The 25846-nt window shown below is 49.0% G+C and carries 26 protein-coding genes; 10 read left to right on the top strand and 16 right to left on the bottom strand.

The window, feature by feature from the left end; all coding sequences use genetic code 11:
- Positions 1–48 precede the first annotated feature (48 nt).
- The 3 genes from AACS05_RS24250 to yihU are packed head-to-tail and all read right to left on the bottom strand — an operon-like array spanning position 49 to position 2895.
- Positions 49–1059 carry a zinc-dependent alcohol dehydrogenase gene (locus AACS05_RS24250; protein ID WP_045449212.1) on the bottom strand — a complete coding sequence of 337 codons (1011 nt, stop codon included), beginning with the start codon at positions 1057–1059 and terminating at the stop codon, positions 49–51.
- 32 nt (positions 1060–1091) lie between these two features.
- Positions 1092–1979, bottom strand: a complete 888-nt coding sequence (locus tag AACS05_RS24245) for an aldolase (protein ID WP_045449211.1) — start codon at positions 1977–1979, stop codon at positions 1092–1094.
- Positions 1980–2004: 25 nt separating this feature from the next.
- Positions 2005–2895 (bottom strand): sulfolactaldehyde 3-reductase, encoded by an 891-nt coding sequence (yihU, locus tag AACS05_RS24240; RefSeq protein ID WP_045449209.1) that lies wholly within the window; start codon positions 2893–2895, stop codon positions 2005–2007.
- Between the two features lie 172 nt (positions 2896–3067).
- Between yihU and AACS05_RS24235 the strand changes: the two genes are divergently transcribed.
- Both AACS05_RS24235 and AACS05_RS24230 read left to right on the top strand, forming a co-directional pair.
- Positions 3068–3964: a sugar kinase gene (locus AACS05_RS24235; RefSeq protein WP_045449207.1), complete on the top strand. Its 897-nt coding sequence runs from the start codon at positions 3068–3070 to the stop codon at positions 3962–3964.
- 39 nt (positions 3965–4003) lie between these two features.
- Positions 4004–4792: a DeoR/GlpR family DNA-binding transcription regulator gene (locus AACS05_RS24230; RefSeq protein ID WP_045449205.1), complete on the top strand. Its 789-nt coding sequence runs from the start codon at positions 4004–4006 to the stop codon at positions 4790–4792.
- 64 nt (positions 4793–4856) lie between these two features.
- On the opposite strand, the gene AACS05_RS24225 is transcribed toward AACS05_RS24230, so the two are convergent.
- The 4 genes from AACS05_RS24225 to typA all read right to left on the bottom strand — a co-directional run bounded on the left by AACS05_RS24225 (position 4857) and on the right by typA (position 9987).
- Positions 4857–6122: an MFS transporter gene (locus tag AACS05_RS24225; protein WP_045449204.1), complete on the bottom strand. Its 1266-nt coding sequence runs from the start codon at positions 6120–6122 to the stop codon at positions 4857–4859.
- A gap of 100 nt (positions 6123–6222) precedes the next feature.
- A complete protein-coding gene (locus AACS05_RS24220; protein WP_045449202.1) occupies positions 6223–7203 on the bottom strand; it encodes a sugar phosphate isomerase/epimerase family protein in 981 nt (326 codons plus the stop codon).
- An 8-nt stretch (positions 7204–7211) separates the two neighbouring features.
- Positions 7212–7922: a GntR family transcriptional regulator gene (locus AACS05_RS24215; protein WP_045449200.1), complete on the bottom strand. Its 711-nt coding sequence runs from the start codon at positions 7920–7922 to the stop codon at positions 7212–7214.
- 241 nt (positions 7923–8163) lie between these two features.
- Positions 8164–9987, bottom strand: a complete 1824-nt coding sequence (gene typA / locus AACS05_RS24210) for a ribosome-dependent GTPase TypA (RefSeq protein WP_045449198.1) — start codon at positions 9985–9987, stop codon at positions 8164–8166.
- Between the two features lie 380 nt (positions 9988–10367).
- On the opposite strand from typA, the gene glnA reads away from it, so the two are divergent.
- From glnA to AACS05_RS24190, 4 genes are all read left to right on the top strand, one after another.
- Positions 10368–11777 carry a glutamate--ammonia ligase gene (gene glnA / locus AACS05_RS24205; protein WP_045449196.1) on the top strand — a complete coding sequence of 470 codons (1410 nt, stop codon included), beginning with the start codon at positions 10368–10370 and terminating at the stop codon, positions 11775–11777.
- Between the two features lie 273 nt (positions 11778–12050).
- Complete coding sequence (glnL, locus tag AACS05_RS24200) at positions 12051–13100, top strand: nitrogen regulation protein NR(II) (RefSeq protein WP_045449194.1); 1050 nt, start codon at positions 12051–12053, stop codon at positions 13098–13100.
- 11 nt (positions 13101–13111) lie between these two features.
- Positions 13112–14521 carry a nitrogen regulation protein NR(I) gene (glnG, locus tag AACS05_RS24195; protein ID WP_045449862.1) on the top strand — a complete coding sequence of 470 codons (1410 nt, stop codon included), beginning with the start codon at positions 13112–13114 and terminating at the stop codon, positions 14519–14521.
- Between the two features lie 112 nt (positions 14522–14633).
- On the top strand, positions 14634–14744 hold the full coding sequence (locus tag AACS05_RS24190) for a YshB family small membrane protein (protein ID WP_096758886.1): 111 nt from the start codon (positions 14634–14636) through the stop codon (positions 14742–14744).
- A gap of 90 nt (positions 14745–14834) precedes the next feature.
- On the opposite strand, the gene hemN is transcribed toward AACS05_RS24190, so the two are convergent.
- The 3 genes from hemN to AACS05_RS24175 form a co-directional block, all read right to left on the bottom strand.
- Complete coding sequence (gene hemN / locus AACS05_RS24185; protein WP_045449192.1) at positions 14835–16208, bottom strand: oxygen-independent coproporphyrinogen III oxidase; 1374 nt, start codon at positions 16206–16208, stop codon at positions 14835–14837.
- 188 nt (positions 16209–16396) lie between these two features.
- Positions 16397–16906: a Der GTPase-activating protein YihI gene (yihI, locus tag AACS05_RS24180; protein ID WP_255351285.1), complete on the bottom strand. Its 510-nt coding sequence runs from the start codon at positions 16904–16906 to the stop codon at positions 16397–16399.
- 112 nt (positions 16907–17018) lie between these two features.
- Positions 17019–17267: a hypothetical protein gene (locus tag AACS05_RS24175; protein WP_045449860.1), complete on the bottom strand. Its 249-nt coding sequence runs from the start codon at positions 17265–17267 to the stop codon at positions 17019–17021.
- 203 nt (positions 17268–17470) lie between these two features.
- Here AACS05_RS24175 and yihA point away from each other — a divergent pair, with 203 nt between their 5' ends.
- Positions 17471–18103, top strand: coding sequence for a ribosome biogenesis GTP-binding protein YihA/YsxC (gene yihA / locus AACS05_RS24170; protein ID WP_045449859.1), 633 nt, complete (start codon positions 17471–17473; stop codon positions 18101–18103).
- A gap of 251 nt (positions 18104–18354) precedes the next feature.
- Here the strand turns inward: yihA and AACS05_RS25045 are convergent, their stop codons facing one another.
- From AACS05_RS25045 to AACS05_RS24160, 3 genes are all read right to left on the bottom strand, one after another.
- Positions 18355–18402: a spot 42 RNA, inhibition of DNA synthesis gene (locus tag AACS05_RS25045; RefSeq protein WP_071892919.1), complete on the bottom strand. Its 48-nt coding sequence runs from the start codon at positions 18400–18402 to the stop codon at positions 18355–18357.
- A 166-nt stretch (positions 18403–18568) separates the two neighbouring features.
- Positions 18569–21355, bottom strand: coding sequence for a DNA polymerase I (gene polA / locus AACS05_RS24165; RefSeq protein ID WP_045449188.1), 2787 nt, complete (start codon positions 21353–21355; stop codon positions 18569–18571).
- A gap of 242 nt (positions 21356–21597) precedes the next feature.
- Complete coding sequence (locus AACS05_RS24160) at positions 21598–21906, bottom strand: hypothetical protein (RefSeq protein ID WP_223307034.1); 309 nt, start codon at positions 21904–21906, stop codon at positions 21598–21600.
- Between AACS05_RS24160 and AACS05_RS24155 the strand changes: the two genes are divergently transcribed.
- Complete coding sequence (locus AACS05_RS24155) at positions 21791–22654, top strand: acyltransferase (RefSeq protein WP_223307033.1); 864 nt, start codon at positions 21791–21793, stop codon at positions 22652–22654. The genes AACS05_RS24160 and AACS05_RS24155 overlap by 116 nt on opposite strands.
- A 13-nt stretch (positions 22655–22667) precedes the next feature.
- Here AACS05_RS24155 and dsbA read toward each other — a convergent pair whose 3' ends face one another.
- The 3 genes from dsbA to AACS05_RS24140 form a co-directional block, all read right to left on the bottom strand.
- Positions 22668–23291, bottom strand: a complete 624-nt coding sequence (dsbA, locus tag AACS05_RS24150) for a thiol:disulfide interchange protein DsbA (protein ID WP_045449183.1) — start codon at positions 23289–23291, stop codon at positions 22668–22670.
- A gap of 16 nt (positions 23292–23307) precedes the next feature.
- Positions 23308–24294 (bottom strand): serine/threonine protein kinase, encoded by a 987-nt coding sequence (locus AACS05_RS24145; protein ID WP_045449181.1) that lies wholly within the window; start codon positions 24292–24294, stop codon positions 23308–23310.
- 76 nt (positions 24295–24370) lie between these two features.
- A complete protein-coding gene (locus AACS05_RS24140; protein WP_042325406.1) occupies positions 24371–24640 on the bottom strand; it encodes a YihD family protein in 270 nt (89 codons plus the stop codon).
- 69 nt (positions 24641–24709) lie between these two features.
- Here AACS05_RS24140 and mobA point away from each other — a divergent pair, with 69 nt between their 5' ends.
- Both mobA and mobB read left to right on the top strand, forming a co-directional pair.
- Positions 24710–25294, top strand: coding sequence for a molybdenum cofactor guanylyltransferase MobA (mobA, locus tag AACS05_RS24135; RefSeq protein ID WP_045449178.1), 585 nt, complete (start codon positions 24710–24712; stop codon positions 25292–25294).
- Positions 25291–25794 carry a molybdopterin-guanine dinucleotide biosynthesis protein MobB gene (gene mobB / locus AACS05_RS24130; RefSeq protein WP_045449857.1) on the top strand — a complete coding sequence of 168 codons (504 nt, stop codon included), beginning with the start codon at positions 25291–25293 and terminating at the stop codon, positions 25792–25794. The genes mobA and mobB overlap by 4 nt, the downstream gene beginning before the upstream one ends.
- Positions 25795–25846: the final 52 nt, after the last annotated feature.

Here is a 25846-nt window from a genome sequence, read left to right as displayed (position 1 = left end):
TGTAGGGTGGCGCTACCATTAAGTAGCGCCAGACAGAGGGTTATGCCATCAAGCCTCAGCAAATTGCAGCATGACTTTTATCGAGTCATTTTGCTGCGCACGTTCAAACGCCTTCGCCGCATCTTCAATCGGGAATAGATCGGTCACCAGTTCGCTGGTATCAAACCGCCCATCCGCAAGCCACTCGATTACCGCATCAAAGTCTTCCGGGATATACATGCCAGAATTCAGTAGATCACGTTCGAAACGCTGCATCATCGGGAGAGGGATTTCGCGTGGACCGCTTGGTACGCCCATACACACCACGGTTCCCCCGGCATAGACATGGGTAAAGGCATCATTCAGCGTGGCTTGCGCAGCAACAACATCGATTGCACCCGTAAAACGAGCCTGCGGATCCAGTTCCCCCGGAGCGCAAACTTCTGCCGCCCCCAGCTTTAACGACAGCGCTCGTTTGTTAGGATCAGGTTCGATGACGGTGATTTTTCCTGCCCCCATGATGCGCAGCGCCTGCACAATGGATAAACCAATGGTTCCGGCACCAATCACTAATACACTTTCCAGAGAAGCTGTCGGCATACGACTCACACAGTGACGCGCGCAGGCTGCCGGTTCAGCAAAAGCAAGCGTCTTAAGTGGCAGGGAAGCAGGGGCAACATGACAGTTTCGCGACGGAACAATATGTTGCGATCGGGCGAAGCCCGGCGCGCGGAAACCAGCTACCTGCGGAGGTTCACACAAATTAAAGCGGCCGGCTTTACAGGCTCGACACTCCATACAGGCCATAATCGGGTCGACAACAACATGGTCGCCCGGTTTAACATTCGTCACCTCACAGCCAACCTCTGTTACACGTGCCGCTATTTCATGTCCTGGCACAACCGGGGGTTTGGCAAAGGGATGCCCCCCTTTCAGTACATGCAGATCAGAGCCGCAAATTCCGTAGAAAACAGGGGCAATGCGGACTTCCATCGGTTTAAGTTCCTGGTGCGGCAGCTCAACATATTGAGTCGTCACTGTCCCAATATCAGAAAATAGAACTTGGGTAATCTTATCCATGGTTCTGCTCCAGATTCGTTAAAAATCGGTGATTAACGCTGAGAAATACCTTCATCCACAATTTCTGCCAGACGTTGTAAACGTGGAACGGACACATCACGCAGCATAGTTTGCGGATCCTGAGCGCCAACAACCGACGCCCATACAGCACGCCCTGCCAGGAATCCCGAAGCACCACCCTTCATGGCGATGCGAACTGCGCGGCCAAAGATATCCGCATCAACGCCCGAGGAGAGAATGACCCATGGCATTTTCATTTGATCATGTAACTTTTGACATGCAGCAAGCAGGGTCTGTTCATCACCTTTGCCGCCTAATGGCATTTCCGCTTTATAGAGGTCGGCATCAGTGCAGCCAAGCTCCGCCGCAGCAGCAACAATGGCACTTTCCTTGTCAAATACCCAACCGCGACGTGGGGGACGGACGACCGGCTCAATGATGCTAACCAGCCCGGCACTACGGCATCGTTGAACAAACTCCTCCACCATGGCCAGACGTGCTTCCGCTGGTTCATCTTCGCGCCATAGCACCAACAGCTTCATCGCTTTTGCCCCCATCTCACGGGCTTTATGAGGGTCAATTGCCCTGTCGATTTCTACACTATCTACCGGGATACCATTGCCCGGGACAAAATGGTCAGCCGCCACAATCAGGCCGCATGAATCCGCTACTGCGCCCTGTGAGACAATCTGCTCGAGGCAAAATTGTTTATCGGCCAGAACCGCAGAGGCATAAGGAGACAGAATTTGGGTCGCAGCGACTTTAAAATCAGTTAATACGCTGTCAGCAACTGGTTTAGGATGCCCTGAAGCAGCAAACATCAGGCGCATAGCTTCACGCTGATCGACAGCCAGCATGGCAAATCCTCCACCAGGGCGAGAAATATCTTTCAGCGTGTATGAGGTATTGTGGGAAGACATAGTAACTCCTGTGAATGTTTAAAATTTAAAGTGGATCTGGTCGACCAGCCTGCTGACGAACCTGAGATAACAGAGCGCTCCAGTCCTGACGGCCTCTACCATTCTCACTGGCGCTGGTGTAATACGTTTCAGCAGCAATCCCCATATTGAGTGGTGCACCGGTCTGGCTGGCGACATCGACAGCAATACGTAGATCTTTCAACGCCAGGTCCACCATAAATGCCGGGGAAAGATCCCCTTTCAGCACTTTGCCAGGCCAGGTTGTCGTAAAGTGCCCCTTACCTGCGGCCGTACCGCTCATGACCTTGATTGCTACATCCAGACTCAGACCCAATGATTCGCAAAGCACTGCTGCTTCCGCTGACAAGGCATTTAGCGCGATACTCATGTAATTGTTGATAAGCTTTACGCGGATCCCCATACCAGGCCCCCCGGCTTCTACCAACTCATTTCCCATGCACATCAAAACTGGACGCGCGCGTTCAACCTGTTCAGGTGTACCGCCCGCGAGGATCAGCAGCGTACCGTCGATAGCGTTAACGGACGTTCTGCCTACCGGAGCATCCATCATGCTGATGCCTTTCTCTTGCATTTCAGTAATCAACGCATCAGTCTGCAATGGATGAATGGTGGACATATCAATAACCAGCGCATCATGAGACAGACCTTCACTCACCCCATCTTTGCCCAGTAGCACTTGCCGAACGATGTCGCCATTTGGCAGCATAGTGATAATGAATTCGGCACCTTTAGCAGCTTCGGCGGGAGTTTGGGCAGCAATTGCACCTTTTTGTACTAACTCATTAACGGCCTGTTGGTTTACGTCGAACACGCGTAAGGCATGTCCCTTTTGCAACAGATTGTTAGCCATTGGGCTGCCCATCTGACCCAATCCCAAAAATGCAACGGTAATCATGAACGGTCTCCTGTCTTAGGTTGACAAAATAATTACAAACAAAAACTCATTTCCGTCTGTTTTTGAGCATATTTGTAATTTATGACGAAAAACAAGACATGCGTCACTAATTTGATCATTTATGTCATTAAAATGAACAAAAGAAGACAGGATCACACAGGACTAAACAAATATGACCAGAATCGCATGTGTTGGAATTACCGTTCAGGACCGTATTTACTCGTTAAACACGCTGCCTGACGGCGGTGGGAAATATCAGTCAAATCAATATCTGGAGACAGGTGGCGGCCCGGCAGCAACAGCGGCCGTCGCTATTGCCCGGCTCGGCGTTGACGTCGATTTTATCGGTCGGGTGGGTGATGACAGTTGTGGGAATACCTTGCTTAACGAACTTCAGGGCTGGGGGGTTAATACACAATTCTGTCGTCAGTACCCAAATTCCCGTTCATCTCAATCCGCAATATTGGTTGATCAACACGGCGAACGCATCATCGTGAACTATCCAAGCCCGGATCTCGATACAGATGCAAAGTGGCTAGAATCGATTGATTTTACTCGCTATGACATCGTTCTTGCAGATGTGCGTTGGCATGAAGGGACATTAAAATCCTTCGCACTGGCACGTGCAGCTGGTGTACAGACGCTACTGGATGCAGATATGACACCGCAAGATATAACCCCATTGGTGGCACTTGCCGACCACGCGGTTTTTTCGGCTCCAGGACTTAAGCGAATGACTGGGCAGGATAATACACAACATGCTCTAAAACTGGCTGCCGGGCGAACTGATGGTAAAGTGTACGTTACGCTTGGTGGCGAGGGGTCGCAATGGATTGAAAATGAACATATGTATCAACAGGCTGCATTTTCAGTCAATGTGGTAGATACAACCGGAGCAGGCGATGTTTTCCACGGTGCAATGGCGGTTGCTCTTGCAGAGAAAATGCCCACCGAACAAGCGATCAGCTTCGCAAGTGCGGTGGCCGCGATGAAATGTACTCAGGCTGGCGGACGAGCCGGAATTCCTAATCGTGCGCAAACCGAATCATTTTTGTCACTTTATGCGTAAAATAACCAGCAATTACGGGGAAGAAGTCCAGGAGTATTCATGAGCATCATTGAAGTCACCGGTAATCCGCGACACGATCAGCTTGTTCATTACATTACAGAACGCGGCTATATGAATATCGAAGAGCTGGCGCAGTTGCTGGATGTTTCCACGCAAACTGTGCGCCGGGATATTCGTAAGTTGAGCGAACAGGGCCTGATCACCCGACATCATGGTGGAGCCGGACGAGTATCCAGCGTCATGAATACCGCCTTTGAACAGCGGGAGTTGTCTCTTACTCAGGAAAAAGAAGCGATCGCGGAGGCGGTTGCTGACTATCTTCCTGAGCGTTGTACGGTTTTTATTACCATCGGAACAACGGTAGAGGCCGTCGCGCGGGCTTTGTTAAATCGCCGGGACTTACGCATCATTACTAATAGCCTTCGTGTTGCGCAGATCCTGTATAAGAATCAAGATCTTGAGGTAATGGTACCTGGCGGAACATTACGTGCTCATAATGGCGGTATTGTTGGCCCTGGCGCAGTGAACTTCATTGAAGGATTCAGAGCCGATTATTTGATTACCAGCATTGGTGCCATTGAAGAAGACGGCACGCTACTGGAATTTGATGTTAACGAAGCGCTTGTAGCTAAAACTATGATCAAACATGCACGTAATACGCTGTTGGTTGCCGATCATACTAAGTTTACCGCCTCGGCTGCTGTTTCTATTGGTAATATGCGTAAAATTCGGGCATTTTTTACCGATGCTCCACCGCCAAACTCCTTCAGGCAATTGCTTGATATAGAGAATATTGAACTGGTTGTTGCTGATCAGGTGACCTCCTGATCCGTTTGATAAAAAAGCCGCTGATTATCAGCGGCTTTTTCGTATTCTTCGATATCGAAGCCTGTTACGCCTCTGCAGTTTCCAGCATTTTCTTGCGTTGGCTAATCCGTTTAACCAGCATCACGGAGACAATCGCACCGCAGAAGGCAAAGCACGCCATAATGCCAAACACGATTTTGTAGCCGATAAGACCCGGGTTTAAATCCAAAATATATCCGTACAGACTGAAGCAGAACATCGCCGGGGCGTAACCGATAAAGCTGCCCAGCGCCATTGCAGCGCCCGTCTGGTTCTCGGCAATTTTGGCTTCACCAATCGGGGCAAAGAAAACAGCGCGCTGCGTAAAGACGATCGCACCGAAGCCCAGTGTACACACCATGCCTAAATAAACCGGCATACTTTCATGCGGCAGAATCATCAGCAACACCAGAGCTACCGTGCTGATCATGAACGTATAGCATAAGTATTTACTGGGTGATTTCAGGATCTTATCCGAGATCATCCCGCCAATCGGGCCACCGACCATTTTCAGACAGTACTGGTTAATAATCCCATAAGCCCCCACCAGCGCGACCGGCAGCATATAGATGTTTTTCAGGAACGGGATGAAGAATGTTAATCCACAATAGACGGCATACACAAAGAAGACGTTGAAGGCGATTAGCCAAATGGTTTTATCCTTCAATACCGATGTCATGCTGGGATTTTTCGGCGCATCTTCTGCATCCTGCACTTTTGCCACAGGCGCATCTTCTTTATCATTCAGCACAAAGAAGATAATGATCCCCACGATAATCACGATGGCAGAGTAGAACCAGATACCGGCTTTGAATCCCAGCAATCCGCTACCGAACCAGGTAAAGACGGCCAGCGCGGAAAATGCGACAACCGTATCAACAATACCGCGGCCCGTTTCGAAGAAACCAAACAATCGACCCTGTTGTTCACTATTCCCCAGACGGCTAACAGATTTTAATAGCACTGGCCAGTTCATCATGTCACAGGTGACGCCAAACAGCGCCCAGACAAAGAGGATCCCCCAATAGCCAGGCATAGAGGTCAAATAGACCCCCAGCAATCCTGTGGCAATAAGAGAAAAAGACATGGTGTATTTACGTGGCAATTTATCTGCAAAATAAATAGATAAGAAAAAACCCACGGTAGTCACAAATGAGTTCACTGACATTGCATTACCAATTTGACCATTGGTCAAATGGAAGTATTCTTGCATCGGAATATAGAACGCATCTTTCAGTGAAGGTAATTTGTAGATTGTACCGCCGCACAGCGTTAACAGGCTAAAAAGTGCCCATTTCTTTTTTGTGAGCATAGCATCCCCTAAATGATTATTTAAATCATTTGTTTTGAAAATAACAATATGACCATTCCCCTGGAATGGTTTAAGCAACCTAAAAAGAAACGAAGATTTTTTAATTAGTTAGAATATCATGTGCCTCATTTTTTATTTGTTGTAGCACGCTACGCACAAATTTTAATTGTTGAATAGCATCGTTTTTTTCTTTAATTAGACGTTCTTCCAGAAGATCAGCTGTAGGCAACGGTGTTTCACTCATTTGGCGCCATGGGATCCATGGATTATCACCTTCATTTTCAAAACGAAACGCTGGAGCATAATAATCAACTTCCTCTTCCAGTCCGTAAGCCATTACCTGTGGCTTATCATCACCTAAACAGATCAGTTTGGTCAGTAGCGCCTTAAATGGCATATCTCCCTGGCCCGATGTACAGGCTTTGTGGCCCAGCCCCGCTTTTTCATTAATGATTAACGCATCTTTAATATGCACCTGAGTAATGTGCGGTGACATCGTATCTAGCGCTGTTAACGGATGTTCATTCGCATTGATCATATTTGCGAAATCAAAGAGTAAAGAGAGTGACTCCATATCGCTGTTCTGAATTAATGACACTAATTCATGGCTCTTCAAGTCTTCATGCTGTTCTAACGTAAATGTCAGTCCGCTATCCTGATATCTTTCACGCAAATATTTGATATCTTGAGTTATTGTTGCAAGAACATCCTGAAGATTACCTTCGTAGCGTGGATAAAACCTTACGGAAGAGGCACCTGTTTTTAAAGCAATAGAGACGGCCTGGTCAATGGACTTTTTATCAGAGGAGCTGGTTTCAATATGAATATCCAGCTGCAACTTACGCGCTTTATCACCGAATGCTGACAGCTCATTGTCATTCATATTTTCCAGAGAATAACGCTCACCATCAAGAACGTGAATTTTCACGCCGCGCAGATTATTTTCATTAGCAATATCTAATAAATCATTCGGTAATATTCGCTCAAGACGCATATTTAAATGATAAGCATACGCGTGTAGATATAGGGGAAGGTTATCTACACGAGCCAGGATTTTATGTGCATTATCTTTAGTGACCATAAACGTACCTACAAGTTAATGAAGAGATCAACTGCTTCAAATCGCCAATACTCAATATCTATTTGCACGATGTTGCCATCGCTGTCGGCCCGATGTTTTTCAATAAGAATGGCAGGCATTCCAGCAGAGCCGCCAATAAATTTACTAATATCACCGGCCATTCTGACAGGTTTAAAAACCAGTTTTTTGATTACCGTTTCTTTTTTATATTCGTTTTCCCACACTGAAGAAAATGACTGACTTTCAAGCTGTTCAATAAAACCCGGAGCAACCTTCGGATTAATATACGTTTCGTGATAGAAAACCTTATGCCCTTCCAGTGCTCCCCAACCCGTTATCCGATACAGTTCATCAGACGGCGTAGCAGCTACCAGCGGAGCGGTAGCTTCAGGATAGTGAGATACCCGGCTTTTCTCGATAAATCCCCAGGAAGGCTCTCTGCCCTGCTCAAGCGCTGCGCGCTGAAAGCTTGCCGATAATTCCGGGCTGTAGTTAAAACGAGCCTGTGTGACATACCATCCTTTGCGGTCTTTACGAAAGATTTTGGATTCAGACTCGAGGTTTAATAACGCCTGACGTAACGTCATACGCTTGATACCCAACAGCTCTCCCAGTTCTCTTTCTGAAGGGAGTTTTCCGCCCGGTGTGGTGATCCCATCTTTTAACCAACGATCTAACTTCTCTTTCGCATTTTCAACGGTCGACTGATTACTCGTCATTGTTTAATCCATTTGGTTTAAACCAGATGGTTTTATCATACGCTGACGTCGAAAAAGAAAGCAAACACACGCATCGAGCTTTAGAAATAATTGTGACAAAGCTCTCTTATGGCAGGAATCTGAAGTGGAAGTGGTTAAGACGGCAGGCAGGGATTAAGCGTAACTCTCATCTGATTCCAGGAATAACAAGCAAAAAAAAACCCCACCAGTAGGCGGGGTCTTGTCACGAAAAGAGCGTTAATTACTCTTCTTTCGCGCCACGCATTGCACGGCGACGATCGTTTTCGGTCAGGTGACGTTTACGAATACGGATGGAAGTTGGAGTAACTTCTACCAGCTCGTCGTCATCGATGAATTCCAGAGCCTGCTCCAGAGTCATCTTAACCGGCGGAACCAGAACCGTTGCTTCGTCAGTACCAGACGCACGCATGTTGGTCAGTTTCTTACCGGTCAGGCAGTTTACAGTCAGGTCGTTAGAGCGGCTGTGAATACCGATGATCTGGCCTTCGTAAACTTCAGCACCGTGACCCAGGAACAGCTTACCGCGATCCTGCAGGCTGAACAGTGCGAACGCAACTGCTTTACCCTGACCGTTGGAGATCAGTACGCCGTTCTGACGCTGGCCAACATCACCCGCACGAACATCGTCGTAATGGCTGAAGGTGGAGTACAGCAAGCCGGTACCGGAAGTCATGGTCATGAATTCTGAACGGAAACCGATCAGACCACGGCTTGGGATCACGTAGTCAAGACGTACGCGGCCCTTACCATCTGGATTCATGTTTTTCAGGTCGCCTTTACGCTCACCCAGAGCCTGCATCACAGAACCCTGGTGCTGCTCTTCGACGTCCAGCGTGACGTTTTCGAACGGCTCTTGTTTACGGCCGTCGATTTCGCGGAAGATAACTTTCGGACGGGAAACCGCCATTTCGAAACCTTCACGACGCATGTTCTCGATCAGAACTGACAGGTGCAGCTCACCACGACCGGATACACGGAATGCATCCGCATCTTCGGTTTCTTCAACACGCAGTGCCACGTTGTGCACCAGCTCTTTGTTCAGGCGGTCAAGGATCTGACGAGAGGTAACATATTTACCTTCTTTGCCACAGAACGGAGAGGTGTTTACGCAGAAGAACATGGTTACGGTCGGCTCATCAACAGACAGTGCCGGCAGCGCTTCGACATTTTGCGGGTCGCAAATAGTGTCAGAGATGTTCAGCTCGCCCAGACCGGTGATCGCGATGATATCGCCCGCTTCAGCAATGTCACTCTCAATACGTTCCAGACCCAGATGGGTCAGGACCTTACCGACTTTACCGTTACGAGTTTTGCCTTCGCTATCAATGATAGTGATCTGCTGGTTCGGTTTAACTTTACCGCGTTTGATACGACCGATGCCGATAACACCAACATAGTTGTTGTAATCAAGCTGAGAGATCTGCATCTGCAGCGGGCCATCAAGGTCAACGTTCGGTGCTGGTACACGATCGATGATGGTCTGATACAGCGGAGTCATATCTTCAGCCATATCTTCGTGATCCAGACCCGCGATACCGTTCAGCGCAGAAGCGTAAACGATAGGGAAGTCCAGCTGTTCGTCGGTAGCATCAAGGTTAACGAACAGGTCAAATACCTGATCAACAACCCAGTCAGGACGCGCGCCCGGACGGTCAACTTTGTTGATAACAACGATTGGTTTCAGGCCATGGGCAAAGGCTTTTTTGGTCACGAAGCGCGTCTGCGGCATCGGACCATCCATTGCATCAACGACCAGCAGTACGGAGTCTACCATGGACATTACACGTTCAACTTCACCACCGAAGTCGGCGTGCCCAGGGGTATCAACGATGTTGATACGGTAGTCATTCCATTTGATAGCGGTGTTTTTAGCGAGGATGGTAATCCCACGCTCTTTCTCCAAATCGTTGGAGTCCATCACGCGCTCTTGGGTTTCAGCACGTGCATCGAACGTACCGGATTGTTGGAGCAGCTTGTCTACCAGGGTGGTTTTACCATGGTCTACGTGCGCGATGATGGCGATGTTACGCAAATTTTCGATCACAACTTTGCCTCAGGCATTTTAGAAATAGCGCGTTATTGTACACGGATTAATCGCAGTACAAAACAGGATCACAAACATCCTCCGCAAACAAGTATTGCAGAGTTTCTTTGTGATCACATTCACGGAGCGTTAAAAGGGGTATTTTGATGTCCATTGCACCAATATGGTGCTTAATGTTCACATTAAAGCACTATAATGGTGCAATACAACATTCATGGTGCAGCCCCTTTGCACGATGGTGCGCATGATAACGCCTTTTAGGGGCAATTTAAAAGTTGGCACAGATTTCGCTTTATATTTTTTACGGCGACACGGCCAATTTTTTGCAGAATTGTAGACTTCGTTACCACGACGACAATGACCAATCCGGGAGAGTAAGTATGTCCGCTGAACACGTTTTGACGATGCTGAATGAACACGAAGTGAAGTTTGTTGATTTACGCTTCACCGATACTAAAGGTAAAGAACAGCACGTCACTATTCCTGCTCATCAGGTAAATGCCGAATTCTTTGAAGAAGGCAAAATGTTTGACGGCTCCTCAATCGGTGGCTGGAAAGGCATTAACGAATCAGACATGGTTCTGATGCCAGATGCTTCTACTGCTCTCATTGACCCGTTCTTTGAAGAGTCTACTCTGATCATCCGTTGCGATATCCTGGAACCAGGTACGCTGCAAGGTTATGACCGCGACCCGCGTTCTATTGCTAAACGTGCTGAAGAATACCTGCGCGCTACCGGCATCGCAGACACCGTTCTGTTCGGGCCAGAGCCAGAATTCTTCCTGTTTGATGACATCCGTTTCGGCGCATCCATCTCCGGTTCCCACGTCGCTATCGATGACATCGAAGGTGCCTGGAACTCCTCCACCAAATATGAAGGTGGTAACAAAGGTCACCGTCCTGGCGTGAAAGGCGGTTATTTCCCGGTTCCTCCGGTTGATTCCTCCCAGGACATCCGTTCTACCATGTGTCTGATCATGGAAGAAATGGGCCTGGTTGTTGAAGCGCATCACCACGAAGTGGCGACTGCGGGTCAGAACGAAATTGCTACCCGCTTTAACACCATGACCAAAAAAGCGGACGAAATTCAGATCTACAAATATGTGGTTCACAACGTTGCACACCGTTTCGGTAAAACAGCGACCTTTATGCCAAAACCAATGTTTGGCGATAACGGTTCCGGTATGCACTGCCACATGTCCCTGTCCAAGAACGGCGTAAACCTGTTCTCTGGCGACAAATATGCTGGTCTGTCTGAGCAGGCGCTGTTCTACATCGGTGGTGTTATCAAACACGCGAAAGCAATTAACGCCCTGGCAAACCCGACCACCAACTCCTACAAGCGTCTGGTCCCGGGTTACGAAGCACCGGTAATGCTGGCTTACTCTGCCCGTAACCGTTCTGCATCTATCCGTATTCCGGTAGTCGCCTCTCCGAAAGCACGTCGTATCGAAGTGCGTTTCCCGGACCCAGCGGCTAACCCGTACCTGTGCTTCGCCGCGCTGCTGATGGCTGGCCTTGACGGTATCAAGAACAAAATCCATCCTGGCGAAGCCATGGATAAAAACCTGTATGACCTGCCGCCAGAAGAAGCGAAAGAGATCCCACAGGTTGCTGGCTCTCTGGAAGAAGCACTGAAAGAACTGGATCTTGACCGCGAGTTCCTGACTGCAGGTGGCGTATTCACCAATGAAGCGATTGACGCGTACATTGCACTGCGTCGCGAAGAAGATGACCGCGTACGCATGACGCCGCACCCGGTAGAGTTCGAGCTGTACTACAGCGTTTAACCGTATCTTAATAATCCGACGAATTTCACGTTGCGGCAAAGCGGCAACTGAGCAAATCCCCAGGAGCATAGATAGCTATGTGAGTGGGGTGAGCGAAGGTAGCTAACGCAGCAGCGACGTGGAAGGCGCCAGGAGTTTTTTAGTTGCCGTGGAACTTTTAGCCCATCACACGATGGGCTTTTTTCTCCACCAACAACCTGATCCTTCGCGCTTTTTCTAAGTAAAAAGCTATAATGCACTAAATTGGTGCAACCTTTTTCAGGAGACTGCTGAATGGCAACCGGCACGCTGCCCGATGCTGGGCAGATCCTCAATTCGTTAATCAACAGCATTTTACTTGTCGATGATGAGCTGGCGGTACATTACGCCAACCCCGCGGCACAGCAGCTGCTCGCCCAAAGTTCTCGTAAACTGTTTGGTACACCGCTTCCTGATCTGCTGAGCTATTTCTCTTTGAACATCGGACTGATGCGAGAGAGCCTGGAAGCTGGCCAGGGCTTTACGGACAACGAAGTGACGCTGGTAATAGACAGCCACTCACATATCCTCTCAGTGACCGCTCAGCGGCTTCCTGACGGCCTTATCCTGCTGGAGATGGCCCCAATGGATAACCAGCGCCGTCTGAGTCAGGAGCAGCTCCAGCATGCTCAACAAATTGCGGCCCGCGATCTGGTACGCGGACTGGCGCACGAAATTAAAAACCCACTGGGCGGGCTACGTGGCGCTGCGCAACTTCTCAGTAAAGCACTCCCGGACCCGGCGCTGACAGAATATACAAAAGTCATTATTGAGCAGGCCGATCGCCTGCGTAATCTGGTTGACCGTTTGCTGGGTCCACAACAGCCAGGTATGCACGTTACGGAAAGTATTCACAAAGTGGCTGAACGCGTGGTAGCACTGGTCTCAATGGAACTACCGGAAAACGTCACGCTGATTCGTGATTACGACCCAAGTCTTCCAGAGCTGCTGCACGATCCAGATCAGATAGAGCAAGTTCTGTTGAATATCGTGCGCAATGCGCTACAGGCGTTAGGGCCAGAAGGTGGCGAGATTATTCTGCGAACCCGCACCGCTTTCCAGCTCACGCTACACGGTATGCGTTATCGCCTGGCTGCACGTATTGATGTTGAGGATAACGGTCCGGGTATTCCCCCTCACTTGCAGGATACGCTGTTCTACCCAATGGTCAGCGGTCGCGAGGGTGGTACCGGACTTGGATTATCCATCGCCCGTAATTTGATTGATCAACATTCCGGCAAAATTGAATTTACCAGTTGGCCGGGTCATACCGAGTTCTCGGTTTACCTGCCTATCAGGAAATAAAGGTGACGTTTATGCAACGAGGAATAGTCTGGGTAGTTGATGACGATAGTTCCATCCGTTGGGTGCTTGAACGTGCGCTCGCAGGGGCAGGACTTAGCTGCACGACATTTGAAAGTGGTAAAGAAGTGCTGGATGCGCTGGCCAGCAAAACGCCGGACGTGCTGTTATCGGATATCCGAATGCCGGGTATGGACGGCCTGACGCTGTTAAAACAGATCAAACAGCGCCATCCAATGCTTCCGGTCATCATAATGACGGCACATTCCGATCTGGATGCCGCCGTCAGCGCCTATCAGCAAGGGGCTTTCGATTATCTGCCTAAGCCTTTTGATATCGACGAGGCTGTTGCACTGGTCGAGCGCGCTATCAGCCATTATCAGGAACAGCAGCAACCGCGGAATATTCAGATCAACGGCCCGACGACCGATATCATCGGTGAAGCCCCCGCGATGCAGGATGTATTTCGCATTATTGGGCGGCTTTCCCGTTCTTCAATAAGCGTATTAATCAACGGTGAATCCGGGACAGGTAAAGAGCTGGTCGCCCACGCCCTGCACCGTCACAGTCCTCGCGTCAAAGCGCCTTTTATCGCACTTAATATGGCGGCTATCCCGAAGGATTTGATCGAATCGGAGCTGTTTGGCCATGAAAAAGGGGCGTTTACCGGTGCGAATACCATTCGTCAGGGGCGCTTCGAACAGGCCGACGGTGGCACACTTTTCCTCGACGAAATTGGTGATATGCCGCTGGATGTACAAACGCGGTTATTGCGTGTATTAGCCGACGGACAATTTTACCGCGTTGGCGGCTATGCGCCAGTGAAGGTGGATGTACGTATCATCGCGGCGACACATCAGAATCTCGAACTGCGTGTGCAGGAAGGCAAGTTCCGTGAGGACTTATTCCATCGTCTGAACGTTATTCGCGTCCATTTGCCGCCGCTGCGTGAACGTCGGGAAGATATCCCCCGCCTGGCTCGTCATTTTCTACAGGACGCCGCCCGCGAACTGGGCGTCGAAGCCAAGCAATTACACCCCGAAACCGAAGCAGCGCTCACACGTCTTGCCTGGCCGGGGAACGTGCGCCAGCTTGAGAACACCTGCCGCTGGTTAACCGTAATGGCCGCCGGGCAGGAAGTGCTAATTCAGGACTTACCGGCTGAACTGTTTGAGGCCACAGTTCCAGATGCCCCTTCGCACTTGCAACCGGACAGCTGGGCAACCTTACTGGCACAGTGGGCTGACAGGGCATTACGTTCCGGTCATCAAAACTTACTGTCTGAGGCGCAACCTGAAATGGAACGTACGCTGTTAACCACTGCGCTACGCCATACCCAAGGGCACAAACAGGAAGCGGCACGCTTGTTAGGATGGGGGCGTAACACCTTGACGCGTAAATTAAAAGAGCTCGGAATGGAGTGACAATTTGTCACTGTGTAAAGATTGATAATTGAGCGCAAATTGCTGCTATTTTGTACTTTACTGTTCCGATGAGTTAAGTATGATCGTGCCCGGCAAACGGGGAGAAGTCATCATGCTGGAATCAATCATTAATCTTCTGTCGAGCGGTTCAGTAGAAAGCCATACGCCACAAACTGCGGTTGCCGCAGTGCTGTGTGCGGCGCTGGTTGGACTGTTTAGCTGAATGCGTGCCGGGTGGCGCTAACGCTTATCCAGCTTACAGGTTGTCACGACTTGTAGGCCCGGTAAGCGGTAGCGCCACCGGGCAACATCACTAAATCACCCGCGAGAACTGCTGTATCCGTGCTTTCTGACGCAAATAAGCATCAAAGCACATGCAGATATTACGGATCAGCAGGCGGCCTTTCGGCGTAACCTGAATCCCCTTCTCATTGACGTCCACCAGCCCATCTTCCGCCAGCGGTGCCAGCAGTTTCAGGTCTTCGGCAAAATATTCAATAAAGTTCAGCCCCCATTGCTGCTCCACGGCGGCGTAATCGAGGCGGAAGTTACAGATAAGCGCCTTAATAACGTCACGGCGAATGCAGTCATCACGGGTTAACGCGATCCCACGCCACAAAGCATCACCGCGCTCATCTACCTGCTGATAGTAAAGCTTCAGCTCTTTCTGGTTCTGTGCGTAACAGTCGCCAATCATACTGATGGCAGAAACACCCATCCCCAGCAGGTCAGTATCACCCTGGGTGGTGTAGCCCTGGAAATTACGATGCAGAACGCCTTCACGCTGCGCAACTGCCAGCTCATCATCCGGGCGGGCAAAGTGATCCATCCCAATGAACTGATAGCCAGTTTCGGTCAGTGAGGAGATGGTTTCCTGCAGAATATCCAGCTTCTGTTGCGCGCTGGGCAGATCAACATCTTTGATCTTGCGCTGGGCGGCAAAAAGCGTCGGCAGGTGCGCATAGTTAAAGACGCTCAGGCGGTCGGGATTCAGCTCTGCCACACGCTTCAGAGTGAAAGCAAAGCTCTCCGGCGTCTGTTTTGGCAGCCCGTAAATAAGGTCGATATTCGTCGAGGTAAAGCCAATATCACGCGCATGATTAAGCAGCGCAAAAATGAACTCCTCGTCCTGTTCGCGGTTCACCAGACGCTGAACTTCTTTGTTGAAGTCCTGCACCCCCATGCTCAGGCGGTTAAACCCTTCTGCACGTAAATGATCAAGGACATCCAGCTCGATTTCACGTGGATCCACTTCGATCGAGATTTCGGCATCAGCGTTAAAGTGGAAGTTGTCACGTAACAACGTCATCAAACGACTGATCTGTGCTTTATTCAAATAAGTGGGGGTGCCACCGCCCCAGTGCAGCTGGCTAACATGTCGTCCGGCAAACAACGGTGCACGATGAATAATTTCTTGTTCCAGCACATCCAGATATTGATCGGCTTTATGCTGCTGACGAGTCACAATTTTGTTGCAGCCACAGAAGTAGCACAGTTTGTGGCAAAACGGGATATGGACGTATAAAGAGAGTGGACGTTCAGGGTAGCGCGCAACGGCCTGCGAAAACGCCTCTGCACCGTAGTCTTCAGAAAACTCCAGCGCGGTCGGGTACGAGGTATATCGTGGCCCGGAATAGTTATATTTCTGGATCAGGGCCAGATCCCAGTCTATTAGCTGTTCAGACATGCTCACTCCTTCCGATGGCGTTTCTGGCGAGTACGGCGTACCGGCTTAGTCCCATTGTGGGTGATAAGCCGGCTGCGCAGCCACTTTTGGCGCCGCGACAATCGCTGTAGTTTAACGAATAACCACACCAGATAACATATAACCGGAAGGGTTATAAGCAGGACAGGAAGGCCCACGGTACAAAACCGTTAGTTACCACCCTTCAGCAGGCGCATCATATCTTCCTGCTTTTCATCCTCTTCATCTTCCTCTTCGTCGTCATAGGAGAGGCCCAGCTTTTGCATCAGCTCATCAATGCGATCCAGTTTGGCATCAACCCATGCCTGATCTTCATCACTCAGGGTTTCTCCCGCTTCAAGACGTTCCAGCAGCGCATCCAGGCGCTCATCCGTTTCCAGTAAATCCAACTCAGCCTGTGGTGAAAGCATAGGTTTCTCACTCTTCGGTTTGTGCTGTTTGGTGACCTTTTCGGTCACACCCAATGCAATGGGGGTTTTACTGCCAATACGAGGATCTTTGTGCTTACTTTGGTTTCCGCCACCTGATACGCCGTCACTACCGGTCGCACGGCTACCTGCCGCATGACCACGGTGTTTTTTCTGGCGTTTACGGTCACGGGCTTCCTGGTTAATCTCTTCGCGTGTTTTACGGCGCGCTTTTGCAGGACCTTTACCGCGTGGTGTAGAAGTTGGTTTCATCATGATTCGTCTTTGGCTGTTTTTATTCAGTATATAATTGCGCCGGAATCTAGCAGAAATAAAGAAAAAAGGCGACAGAGTAATCTGTCGCCTTTTTTCCTGACTCTCACCCTTAACAGGCTTTACAATCCATGTTGGCTATCAACACACCCTGTTTTTCCCTTAGCCTGAAACATTCCGTGTTGTTTCCATTTCCTTTTACTAACGTCTCCGGACGTTTGTCTTCCTGACAATCCTGTGTCTTCGCCTCCTGGCGCTCCTGACCCTCATCCTGAGTCGTATATCCTGTAAGCTTCCTCGCTATGGACGCTACTTTACCCTTTTGGCTTAACCGTACAAGTAACCTGGGTAGTAATTTCAGCTTTTCAGAGTATAAATAATGGTTAATTATCTGATTTATTTGAGTTATATCATTATTTGCTCTGTCATATCGCATAGATTCGATCGGCAATGTCTCACAAAGCGCGCGGTTTTTACTTACACAACACACTTGTCGAAAAGCCAGCCTTTTGCTGGTGTTCAGGTATAATCGCTGCAAAGCCTTGATTGATGGAGACGACCGCTTTGACTAATTTGAATTATCAACAGACGCACTTTGTGATGAGTGCGCCTGATATTCGCCATTTACCTTCCGATACGGGAATCGAAGTGGCTTTTGCTGGCCGTTCCAACGCAGGCAAATCCAGCGCGCTAAATACCCTGACAAATCAAAAGGGTCTGGCGCGTACCTCTAAAACACCTGGCCGTACACAGCTCATCAACCTTTTTGAAGTTGTTGACGGCAAGCGTCTGGTTGACTTGCCGGGATACGGTTATGCAGAAGTTCCGGAAGAGATGAAGCGCAAATGGCAACGCGCGCTTGCTGAATACCTGGAAAAACGTCAGAGCCTGCAAGGTTTGGTTGTCCTGATGGACATTCGCCATCCACTAAAAGATCTCGATCAGCAGATGATTCTGTGGGCAGTAGAGAGCAACGTTCAGGTTCTGGTATTACTGACCAAAGCGGACAAACTGGCCAGCGGTGCACGGAAAGCCCAATTGAATATGGTACGTGAAGCGGTGCTGGCATTTAATGGCGATGTACAGGTCGAAGCATTCTCATCGCTGAAGAAGCTGGGCGTGGACAAACTGCGTCAGAAGCTGGATGTCTGGTTTAGCGAACTGGCGCCGATTGAAGAGATGCAGGACGGGGAATAATCCACTGATATGCCGGATAGTGACGTTACACGCCTTATCCGGCCTACAGATCTTTATTATTGCTTTAAATAATTCGAGTTGCGTAAAGGCGGCGATACCAGGAAAAATTCGTCGGAAACGACTTTGAACAGCTGAAGGCGCCTCCGGTGAGGGACTGGAGTGAGCAAGAAAGCCAACGCATATACAGCTTGAAGTATGACGAGCACAATAAAAAACGCCCCAGTCATTACTGACTGGGGCGGCTAAAATATTCAGCCAAATCCGATTACGTGAAGTAAAAGGTCTGAAAGATAGAACATCTTACCTCTGTACCCTACGCGAATAACTTTACTCTTTTTTGAGCAGCTCAGAAAGTACTTTTTGTAATTTTTTTTCAATCCCGACATAGGGAATTCTAATGAATATCACAAAAAACTCTATCTTATGTTGCTTAGTTACGAAAAGAGCGCGTTATTCATTGAACCCTTAGTGCGCTTGATCCCAGTTTTCACCACTACCCACTTCCACCAGTAACGGCACATCAATCCGCGTCCCATTTTCCATCAGTTGATGGATCTTTTTCGATACGCTTTCCAGGTCATCTTTATGCACTTCAAATACCAGTTCATCGTGTACCTGCATGATCATGCGTACGCGCGGCTGCTCGGCTTGTAGCCATCCGTCCACATCTATCATGGCTCGCTTGATAATATCTGCAGCAGTACCCTGCATCGGGGCATTAATCGCTGCGCGTTCAGCACCGGCGCGGCGAGCACCATTACTGGATTTAATATCCGGCAGATAGAGGCGACGCCCTTCCAGGGTTTCAACATACCCTTGCTCTTTTGCCTGTGCGCGCGTGCGTTCCATGTATTCCATTACGCCAGGGTAACGTTCGAAGTAGAGATCCATGTATTTCTGCGCTTCTTTACGCGGAATATTCAACTGGCGCGCAAGACCAAAAGCGCTCATCCCATAGATCAGACCAAAGTTGATAGCTTTCGCACTGCGACGCTGCTCGTTGGTCACAGAATCGAGCGGCAAGCCAAAGACTTCAGCAGCCGTTGCGCGGTGAATGTCCTTCCCTTCAGCAAACGCAGTGAGCAGGCCTTTGTCACGCGAGAGATGCGCCATAATACGCAGTTCAATCTGCGAGTAGTCCGCAGAGACAATAACGTAGTCTTCTGGTGCAATAAACGCCTGGCGAATACGACGACCTTCCTCATTACGAACCGGAATATTTTGCAGGTTAGGGTCGGTAGAAGATAAGCGACCAGTAGCCGTGACTGCCTGATGGTACGAGGTATGTACGCGTCCGGTTTTAGGATTGATCATCAAAGGAAGTTTATCCGTATAGGTAGACTTCAATTTTGCCAACCCACGATATTCCAGAATCACCTTCGGCAATGGGTAATCCAGCGCTAACTCTTCCAGCACTTCTTCCGACGTTGACGGCGCACCACCCGGTGTTTTCTTCAGCGGTTTGATACCCTGCTTTTCAAACAGAATGGTTTGCAGTTGCTTGGTAGAAGAGAGGTTAAATGCCTCTCCAGCTATCTCATGCGCTTTTTTCTCCAGCTCCGTCAAACGCAGTGTTAGCTCTTCTGAATGTTTGTGCAGTACCGCCGGATCAATTTTCACACCATTGCGTTCTACGCGGGACAGTACTGGTACCAGCGGCATATCGATCTTCTCGAACACATTTAGCGGCCCTTGATGCTTTTGCAGTTCTGGCCACATTTTCAAGTGCAGCTGTAACGTAACATCAGCATCTTCCGCGGCATAACGTCCGGCTTCTTCCAGTGCAATCTGGTTAAAGGTCAGTTGGTTTTTACCCTTCCCGGCGATCTCTTCAAAAGTGATCGTTTTATGTTTCAGCCAACGATCGGACAGGCTGTCCATGTCGTGTCGTCCGGCAACACTGTTGAGAATGTAGGATTCGAGCATGGTATCAAAGACGATGCCGCGCAGCTCAATTCCGTAGTTTGCCAGTATGCCACGATCGTACTTCAGATTTTGCCCAACCTTATGCGCCTTTTCATCTTCCAGCAGCGGCTTCAGCAGCGTCAACGCACGGTCGCGAGAGATCTGATCGGGAGCATCCAGGTAATCATGGGCAACAGGAACATATGCAGCTATGCCTGGCTCAATGGCAAAAGAGAGACCAACCAGGTTCGCAGAGATGTTATCCAGGCTGTCAGTTTCAGTATCAAAGGCAAAGACCGGTGCTTTTTTTAGCTTCGTAATCCACTCTTCCAGCGTCGCTTCGTCCAGAATAGTGACATAGTTATCGAATGAGAGAACTGTTGCCGGCTCCTCAGGCGTTTCATCGATAGCTATTGTTTCCTGTGGTTTTGCCGCTGGCTTTGTTCCTTTCGCCTGCAGCCATTTGCCGGCTTCAACGTCAGCAACCCAGCGTTTGAACTCATATTGCTTAAACAGGCCAAGCAGTTCGTCAGCTGCAGGCTGGCGCACTTCCAACTGCTCACAGGTTAATTCAAGTTCAACATCCGTTTTAATCGTGGCCAACTTATAAGAAAGGTATGCCACTTCTTTATTCTGCTCGAGTTTGCCAGCCATGGTTTTTGCACCACGGAAGGTTAGCCCCGCGATTTTGTCTGATTCAGCATAGAGGGTATCCAGCCCTCCCAGTCCCTGAAGCAATGCCTGAGCTGTTTTTTCACCCACTCCCGGAACACCTGGAATGTTATCGGAGGAGTCGCCCATCAGCGCCAGGAAATCGATGATCAGCTCAGGTGGCACGCCATACTTATTCACTACCTCATCCGGACCGAGGATAGTATTGGTCATAGTATTGATAAGCGTGATATTTGGTGTCACCAGTTGAGCCATGTCTTTATCACCGGTACTGATCAGCACCGGGCGCCCTATTTTCTCTGCTTCTCGCGCCAGCGTACCGATGACATCGTCCGCTTCCACACCGGAAACCGCCAGTAACGGCAGCCCCATCGCTTTGACCATCGCATGTAAAGGTTCTATCTGCGCACGCAGATCGTCCGGCATTGGCGGACGATGTGATTTGTAATGCTCGAATAACTCATCACGGAAGGTTTTACCCTTAGCGTCGAAGACCACTGCAGCATGCGTCGGCTGGTATTGCAGAATCAAGCTACGCAGCATGTTGAGGACACCGTACATAGCGCCCGTAGGCTCTCCCGAGCTGTTGGTCAGCGGCGGAAACGCATGGTATGCGCGATACAGGTAAGATGAGCCATCTACGAGGATAAGTGGGTTTTCTGGGATCTGAACCATAATGTCCGTGCCTGTTTATCAGATTATGGGTAAAGGATGCCACAGACAGGATGAAAACATGAGTTTTTCACCGCATTTGTGGAAAAACTTTTGCAGATCTTCTGGACTGTTCGCAAAGTGAGCTGTGGATAACTTTGTGAGTAAATAATTTTCAGCCCTTTAAATACAGCAAGATAATTTATAAAGCATAATAATTTTATATATTTTTCATCGCGTTATATTGAGCAGCAGAATTTTATAGCTTATTTTAGACTTATATCTGGATGTGGATAGATATTACCTTTTTTTCTATTCAGCGAAGACCCGTCATTTGGTTCGTTTTCTGATAAAATCAGCCCCTTGCGCCTCTTTCGCGCACTATCTATGGCTAACCTTTTGAATAATTTAATTATGACGAGAATACTCGCTGCGATAACGCTGTTGCTGAGTATCGTATTGACCATATTGGTCACGATTTTTTGTTCTGTGCCGATCATCCTTGCCGGGGTTGTAAAACTCCTTTTGCCCTTTCCCATCGTCTGGCGCAAGGTATCCGTCTTCTGTAATTTCATGATGTACTGCTGGTGTGAAGGTCTGGCGTTACTGTTACACCTTAATCCGCGACTGAAGTGGGACGTTGAAGGACTGGAAGGTCTTAGCAAGAAAAACTGGTATCTGCTCATCTGCAATCACTACAGCTGGGCTGATATCGTTGTGCTTTGCGTTTTGTTCCGTAAACACATCCCCATGAATAAATATTTCCTTAAGCAGCAACTCGCCTGGGTCCCCTTTATTGGACTGGCATGCTGGGCGCTGGATATGCCGTTTATGAAACGCTATTCGCGCGGCTATTTGCTCCGTCATCCGGAACGACGCGGTAAAGATGTGGCAACAACGCGTCGCTCTTGTGAGAAGTTTCGCCTCCATCCGACAACCATTGTGAATTTTGTTGAAGGTTCGCGCTTCACGAAAGAGAAACACCTGCAAACCCGCTCGCCATATCAAAATCTATTGCCCCCCAAGGCCGCGGGCATTGCGATGGCGCTAAATGTACTAGGGTCTCAGTTCGATAAATTGCTCAACATTACGCTGTGTTATCCAGAAAACAGTCATCGTCCTTTCTACGATATGCTGAGTGGCAAGCTGACACGCATTGTCGTGAGAGTGAATCTGGAGACAATTAAAGAAGAACTGCACGGTGATTACGTTAACGATAAAGGATTTAAACGTCGGTTCCAGCTGTGGCTGAATACGCTGTGGAGTGAGAAAGACATGCAACTTGATGCGATTAAAGCCTCACATAAAAAAGCCGGTCAGTGACCGGCTTTTTCTTTTACTTCTGACCAACCAGATATTTCACGGTATCAGCATACTGCTGTACAAAGATATCCATGCTGCTGGTATCCATACCCTGCGGATTTACCTGATACTTACCATTAACAAACATCGCCGGGACGCCCTGCAGTTGCAGATCAGCCGCCGCTTTTTCCTGCTGTGCGACGAGTGATTTCACCACGAAGCTATTCCATGCAGCATCATAGTCTTCACCTTTAATACCCGCATCGACAAACACTTTACGAATATCAGCAACAGACTGGACGGTCTGCGTTTTCTGTACCCCTTCAAACAACGGTACAGTAACTTTATCTTCAACGCCCAGTGCCAAAGCAACAGCCCACGCCTGAGTCAGGTCTTTGCCAAGAGGCCCCAAAAACTCAACGTGATATTTGGTCATTTTGGTGCCTTCCGGCAGTTTTTTCTTCACGTTATCAGAGACGTGAAGCACTTCTTCAAACTGGTAGCAATGCGGGCAGTAGAAGGAGAAAAACTCCAACACCTGAGGCTCACCCACAATAGGCTTTTCCAGTGTGATGTACTGCTTGCCATCCTGGAACTGCGCTGCCGATGCGCTAAAAGCTAAGATCATACCAGCCAGCGCCAGCCATATTTTTTTCATGTTCAGGTCTCTCCGATTAATACATTGGCGTTAATTGTAAGGGGGGGTCTTGCAGAATTTTAGCCTGCTCAATAAAGGTCGCGGTCTGACGTTGCCAGTAATCTTCCCCGGTTAACCATGGAAAGTTTTTAGGGAACGCAGGGTCAGCCCAACGTCGAATCAGCCAGGCAAGATAATAAACTAAACGCATGGCGCGTAAAGGTTCAATGAGTCCGATTTCAGCGATGTCAAACTCACTAAACTCTTCATAAGCCTCAATAATGGTTTCAAGCTGCATACGTTGTTCTGCTTTATCGCCATTAAGGAGCATCCATAGATCCTGCATTGCCGGACCATTACGAGCATCATCTAAATCGACGAACATCGGGCCATCACGCCACAGAATGTTCCCGGCATGGCAGTCACCGTGCAATCGTAGCGTTTCAAAACGGGTATGCCAGCGCTCGGTAACCACCGTGATGAGCGCATCCGTTGCCTTAAGGAAAGCTGCCTTTTGCCCTGCAGGAATGATCCGCGCATGCTCGAAAAGTTTACGCGGCTCAGTCAGATACTCTTCAAGACCAATTGTCGGTCGAAAGGCAAAAGAACGTTTACGTCCAGTTTGATGCAGGCGTCCCAGATAGCGGCCCACCGCCTCCATCTGATCGATGTTGTCGGCTTCAAACTGGCGGCCACCCACACTGGGGAATATCGCATAGTGAAATCCCTGATGACCCAATAACGTCTGGCCATCAAACACAATTGGCGCCGCAACGGGTACATCATCGCGCACCAGTTCAAGGGCAAACTGGTGTTCTTCCAGTATTTGATCAACAGACCAGCGTTCAGGACGGTAAAACTTTACGACAAAACGTCGACGGTCTTCATCCTGGAATTGATAGACACGATTTTCATAGCTGTTAAGCGGGGTCAGCCCGGAATCCACCCGGATCCCCTGCTCAAACAGTGCATCCATGATGGTATCCGGGTGTAGCGTCTGGAAAGTAAAAGCGTTGTCGTTCATCCCATCATCCGGAAAATACTACGAATGATTCAGGATATCATTTCGCAGCGCTTTCGGTGGCGGCGATTACAAGGTTTTACTCTTTAATTACGCCACGTGCTCGCAGGAGTGCAGTTTTAAAATCTTCTTCATAATCTTTTTGAATACCTGGAATCACTGCGTCTTTCGCAGAGTCGCGCATTTTCAGGTGGTAGATCAGAATATCATCAGTTAAATCCGCCAGTTCTCCGTCAAAACCTGACTCTTTTGCCAGTTTCTGCAAAAATTGCATCAGGTTAAGATCGGGTTCTTTCTGCCAGGCCGGCTGGAGGAGTTCAATAACTTCATTCAGACGTTTACATTTCATGGTTGTGCTCCTTAGTCTTAATACGAATACGTTAGCAGGGTCAATCCCACATTAAAAGAGGCGATATCAGTGATTCTGGATAGTGCAATAACAGGGGTTGTTCTGGCTGGCGGTAAGGCCAGACGAATGGGTGGAACAGATAAAGGCCTTCTTGAACTTCACGGTAAGCCGTTATGGAGACACGTGGCGGATACCCTCGCCTTGCAGGTTAAGACCGTCGTGGTTAACGCCAATCGCCATCAGGATGTTTATCAACAAAGCGGCTTGAAAGTTATCCCCGATTTATTGGCCGATTTTCCTGGCCCGCTGGCCGGAATGCTGTCAGTTTTTCAGCAGGAAGCTGGTGACTGGTTTCTATTCTGTCCTTGCGATATGCCATATATTCCCCACAGCCTGGCCGCACGTTTAAAAGAGCAACGTAGCTCTGCGCCAGTCGTATGGGTGCACGATGGAGAACGGGATCACCCGACAATTGCGCTGATGAATAGAAAAATAGTGCCGTTGTTACAGGACTACCTTCAGTCTGGTGAACGACGCGTAATGGTCTTTATGCGTCTGGCTGGCGGGCATGCCGTCGATTTCAGCGATCACAGAGACGCATTCGTAAATGTGAATACACCAGAAGAACTCGCGAGATGGCAGACAAAATCATGATCCCATTACTCGGCATTGCGGCATGGAGTGGTACAGGAAAAACCACACTGCTCAAAAAGCTGATACCGGAACTGTGCGCCAGAGGTATTCGCCCTGGATTGATCAAGCATACACACCACGATATGGACGTCGATAAACCCGGCAAAGATAGCTATGAACTGCGTAAAGCTGGAGCAGCTCAAACACTGGTCGCCAGCCAGCAGCGCTGGGCATTGATGACGGAAACGCCAGAAGAGCCCAAGTTGGACTTAACATATCTGGTGAGCAGAATGGATGCTTCAACGTTAGATATGGTGCTTGTCGAGGGTTTTAAGCATGAAGCTGTCGCGAAGATCATGCTTTTTCGTGAAGGTTGTGGTCGCAACAAGGAAGAATTAACGATTGATGAACATGTTGTCGCGGTTGCAAGCGATGTTCCACTCATGGTGGATGTTCCATTGTTAGATATAAACGATATACCACAGATAGCGGCATTTATTTTACGGTGGCTAAAGCAATGAACGTAATCCGGATGAGGCGTTTACGCCGAATCCGGCACTTTTCACAACGCAT

The sequence above is a fragment of the Citrobacter sp. S-77 genome (genome assembly GCF_963864895.1).
Taxonomy (GTDB): Bacteria; Pseudomonadota; Gammaproteobacteria; order Enterobacterales; family Enterobacteriaceae; genus Citrobacter; species Citrobacter murliniae.
The sequence above is the reverse complement of the archived record's forward strand: the minus strand, read 5'-3'. Positions and strand labels throughout refer to the sequence as shown.

Bases quoted from the DNA above. Each gene is read 5' to 3' on its own strand.
- AACS05_RS24250 (WP_045449212.1), bottom strand. From the start codon at position 1,059: ATGGATAAGATTACCCAAGTTCTATTTTCTGATATTGGGACAGTGACG.
- AACS05_RS24245 (WP_045449211.1), bottom strand. From the start codon at position 1,979: ATGTCTTCCCACAATACCTCATACACGCTGAAAGATATTTCTCGCCCT.
- yihU (WP_045449209.1), bottom strand. From the start codon at position 2,895: ATGATTACCGTTGCATTTTTGGGATTGGGTCAGATGGGCAGCCCAATG.
- AACS05_RS24235 (WP_045449207.1), top strand. From the start codon at position 3,068: ATGACCAGAATCGCATGTGTTGGAATTACCGTTCAGGACCGTATTTAC.
- AACS05_RS24230 (WP_045449205.1), top strand. From the start codon at position 4,004: ATGAGCATCATTGAAGTCACCGGTAATCCGCGACACGATCAGCTTGTT.
- AACS05_RS24225 (WP_045449204.1), bottom strand. From the start codon at position 6,122: ATGCTCACAAAAAAGAAATGGGCACTTTTTAGCCTGTTAACGCTGTGC.
- AACS05_RS24220 (WP_045449202.1), bottom strand. From the start codon at position 7,203: ATGGTCACTAAAGATAATGCACATAAAATCCTGGCTCGTGTAGATAAC.
- AACS05_RS24215 (WP_045449200.1), bottom strand. From the start codon at position 7,922: ATGACGAGTAATCAGTCGACCGTTGAAAATGCGAAAGAGAAGTTAGAT.
- glnA (WP_045449196.1), top strand. From the start codon at position 10,368: ATGTCCGCTGAACACGTTTTGACGATGCTGAATGAACACGAAGTGAAG.
- glnL (WP_045449194.1), top strand. From the start codon at position 12,051: ATGGCAACCGGCACGCTGCCCGATGCTGGGCAGATCCTCAATTCGTTA.
- glnG (WP_045449862.1), top strand. From the start codon at position 13,112: ATGCAACGAGGAATAGTCTGGGTAGTTGATGACGATAGTTCCATCCGT.
- AACS05_RS24190 (WP_096758886.1), top strand. From the start codon at position 14,634: ATGCTGGAATCAATCATTAATCTTCTGTCGAGCGGTTCAGTAGAAAGC.
- hemN (WP_045449192.1), bottom strand. From the start codon at position 16,208: ATGTCTGAACAGCTAATAGACTGGGATCTGGCCCTGATCCAGAAATAT.
- yihI (WP_255351285.1), bottom strand. From the start codon at position 16,906: ATGAAACCAACTTCTACACCACGCGGTAAAGGTCCTGCAAAAGCGCGC.
- polA (WP_045449188.1), bottom strand. From the start codon at position 21,355: ATGGTTCAGATCCCAGAAAACCCACTTATCCTCGTAGATGGCTCATCT.
- AACS05_RS24160 (WP_223307034.1), bottom strand. From the start codon at position 21,906: ATGAAATTACAGAAGACGGATACCTTGCGCCAGACGATGGGAAAGGGC.
- dsbA (WP_045449183.1), bottom strand. From the start codon at position 23,291: ATGAAAAAAATATGGCTGGCGCTGGCTGGTATGATCTTAGCTTTTAGC.
- AACS05_RS24145 (WP_045449181.1), bottom strand. From the start codon at position 24,294: ATGAACGACAACGCTTTTACTTTCCAGACGCTACACCCGGATACCATC.
- AACS05_RS24140 (WP_042325406.1), bottom strand. From the start codon at position 24,640: ATGAAATGTAAACGTCTGAATGAAGTTATTGAACTCCTCCAGCCGGCC.
- mobB (WP_045449857.1), top strand. From the start codon at position 25,291: ATGATCCCATTACTCGGCATTGCGGCATGGAGTGGTACAGGAAAAACC.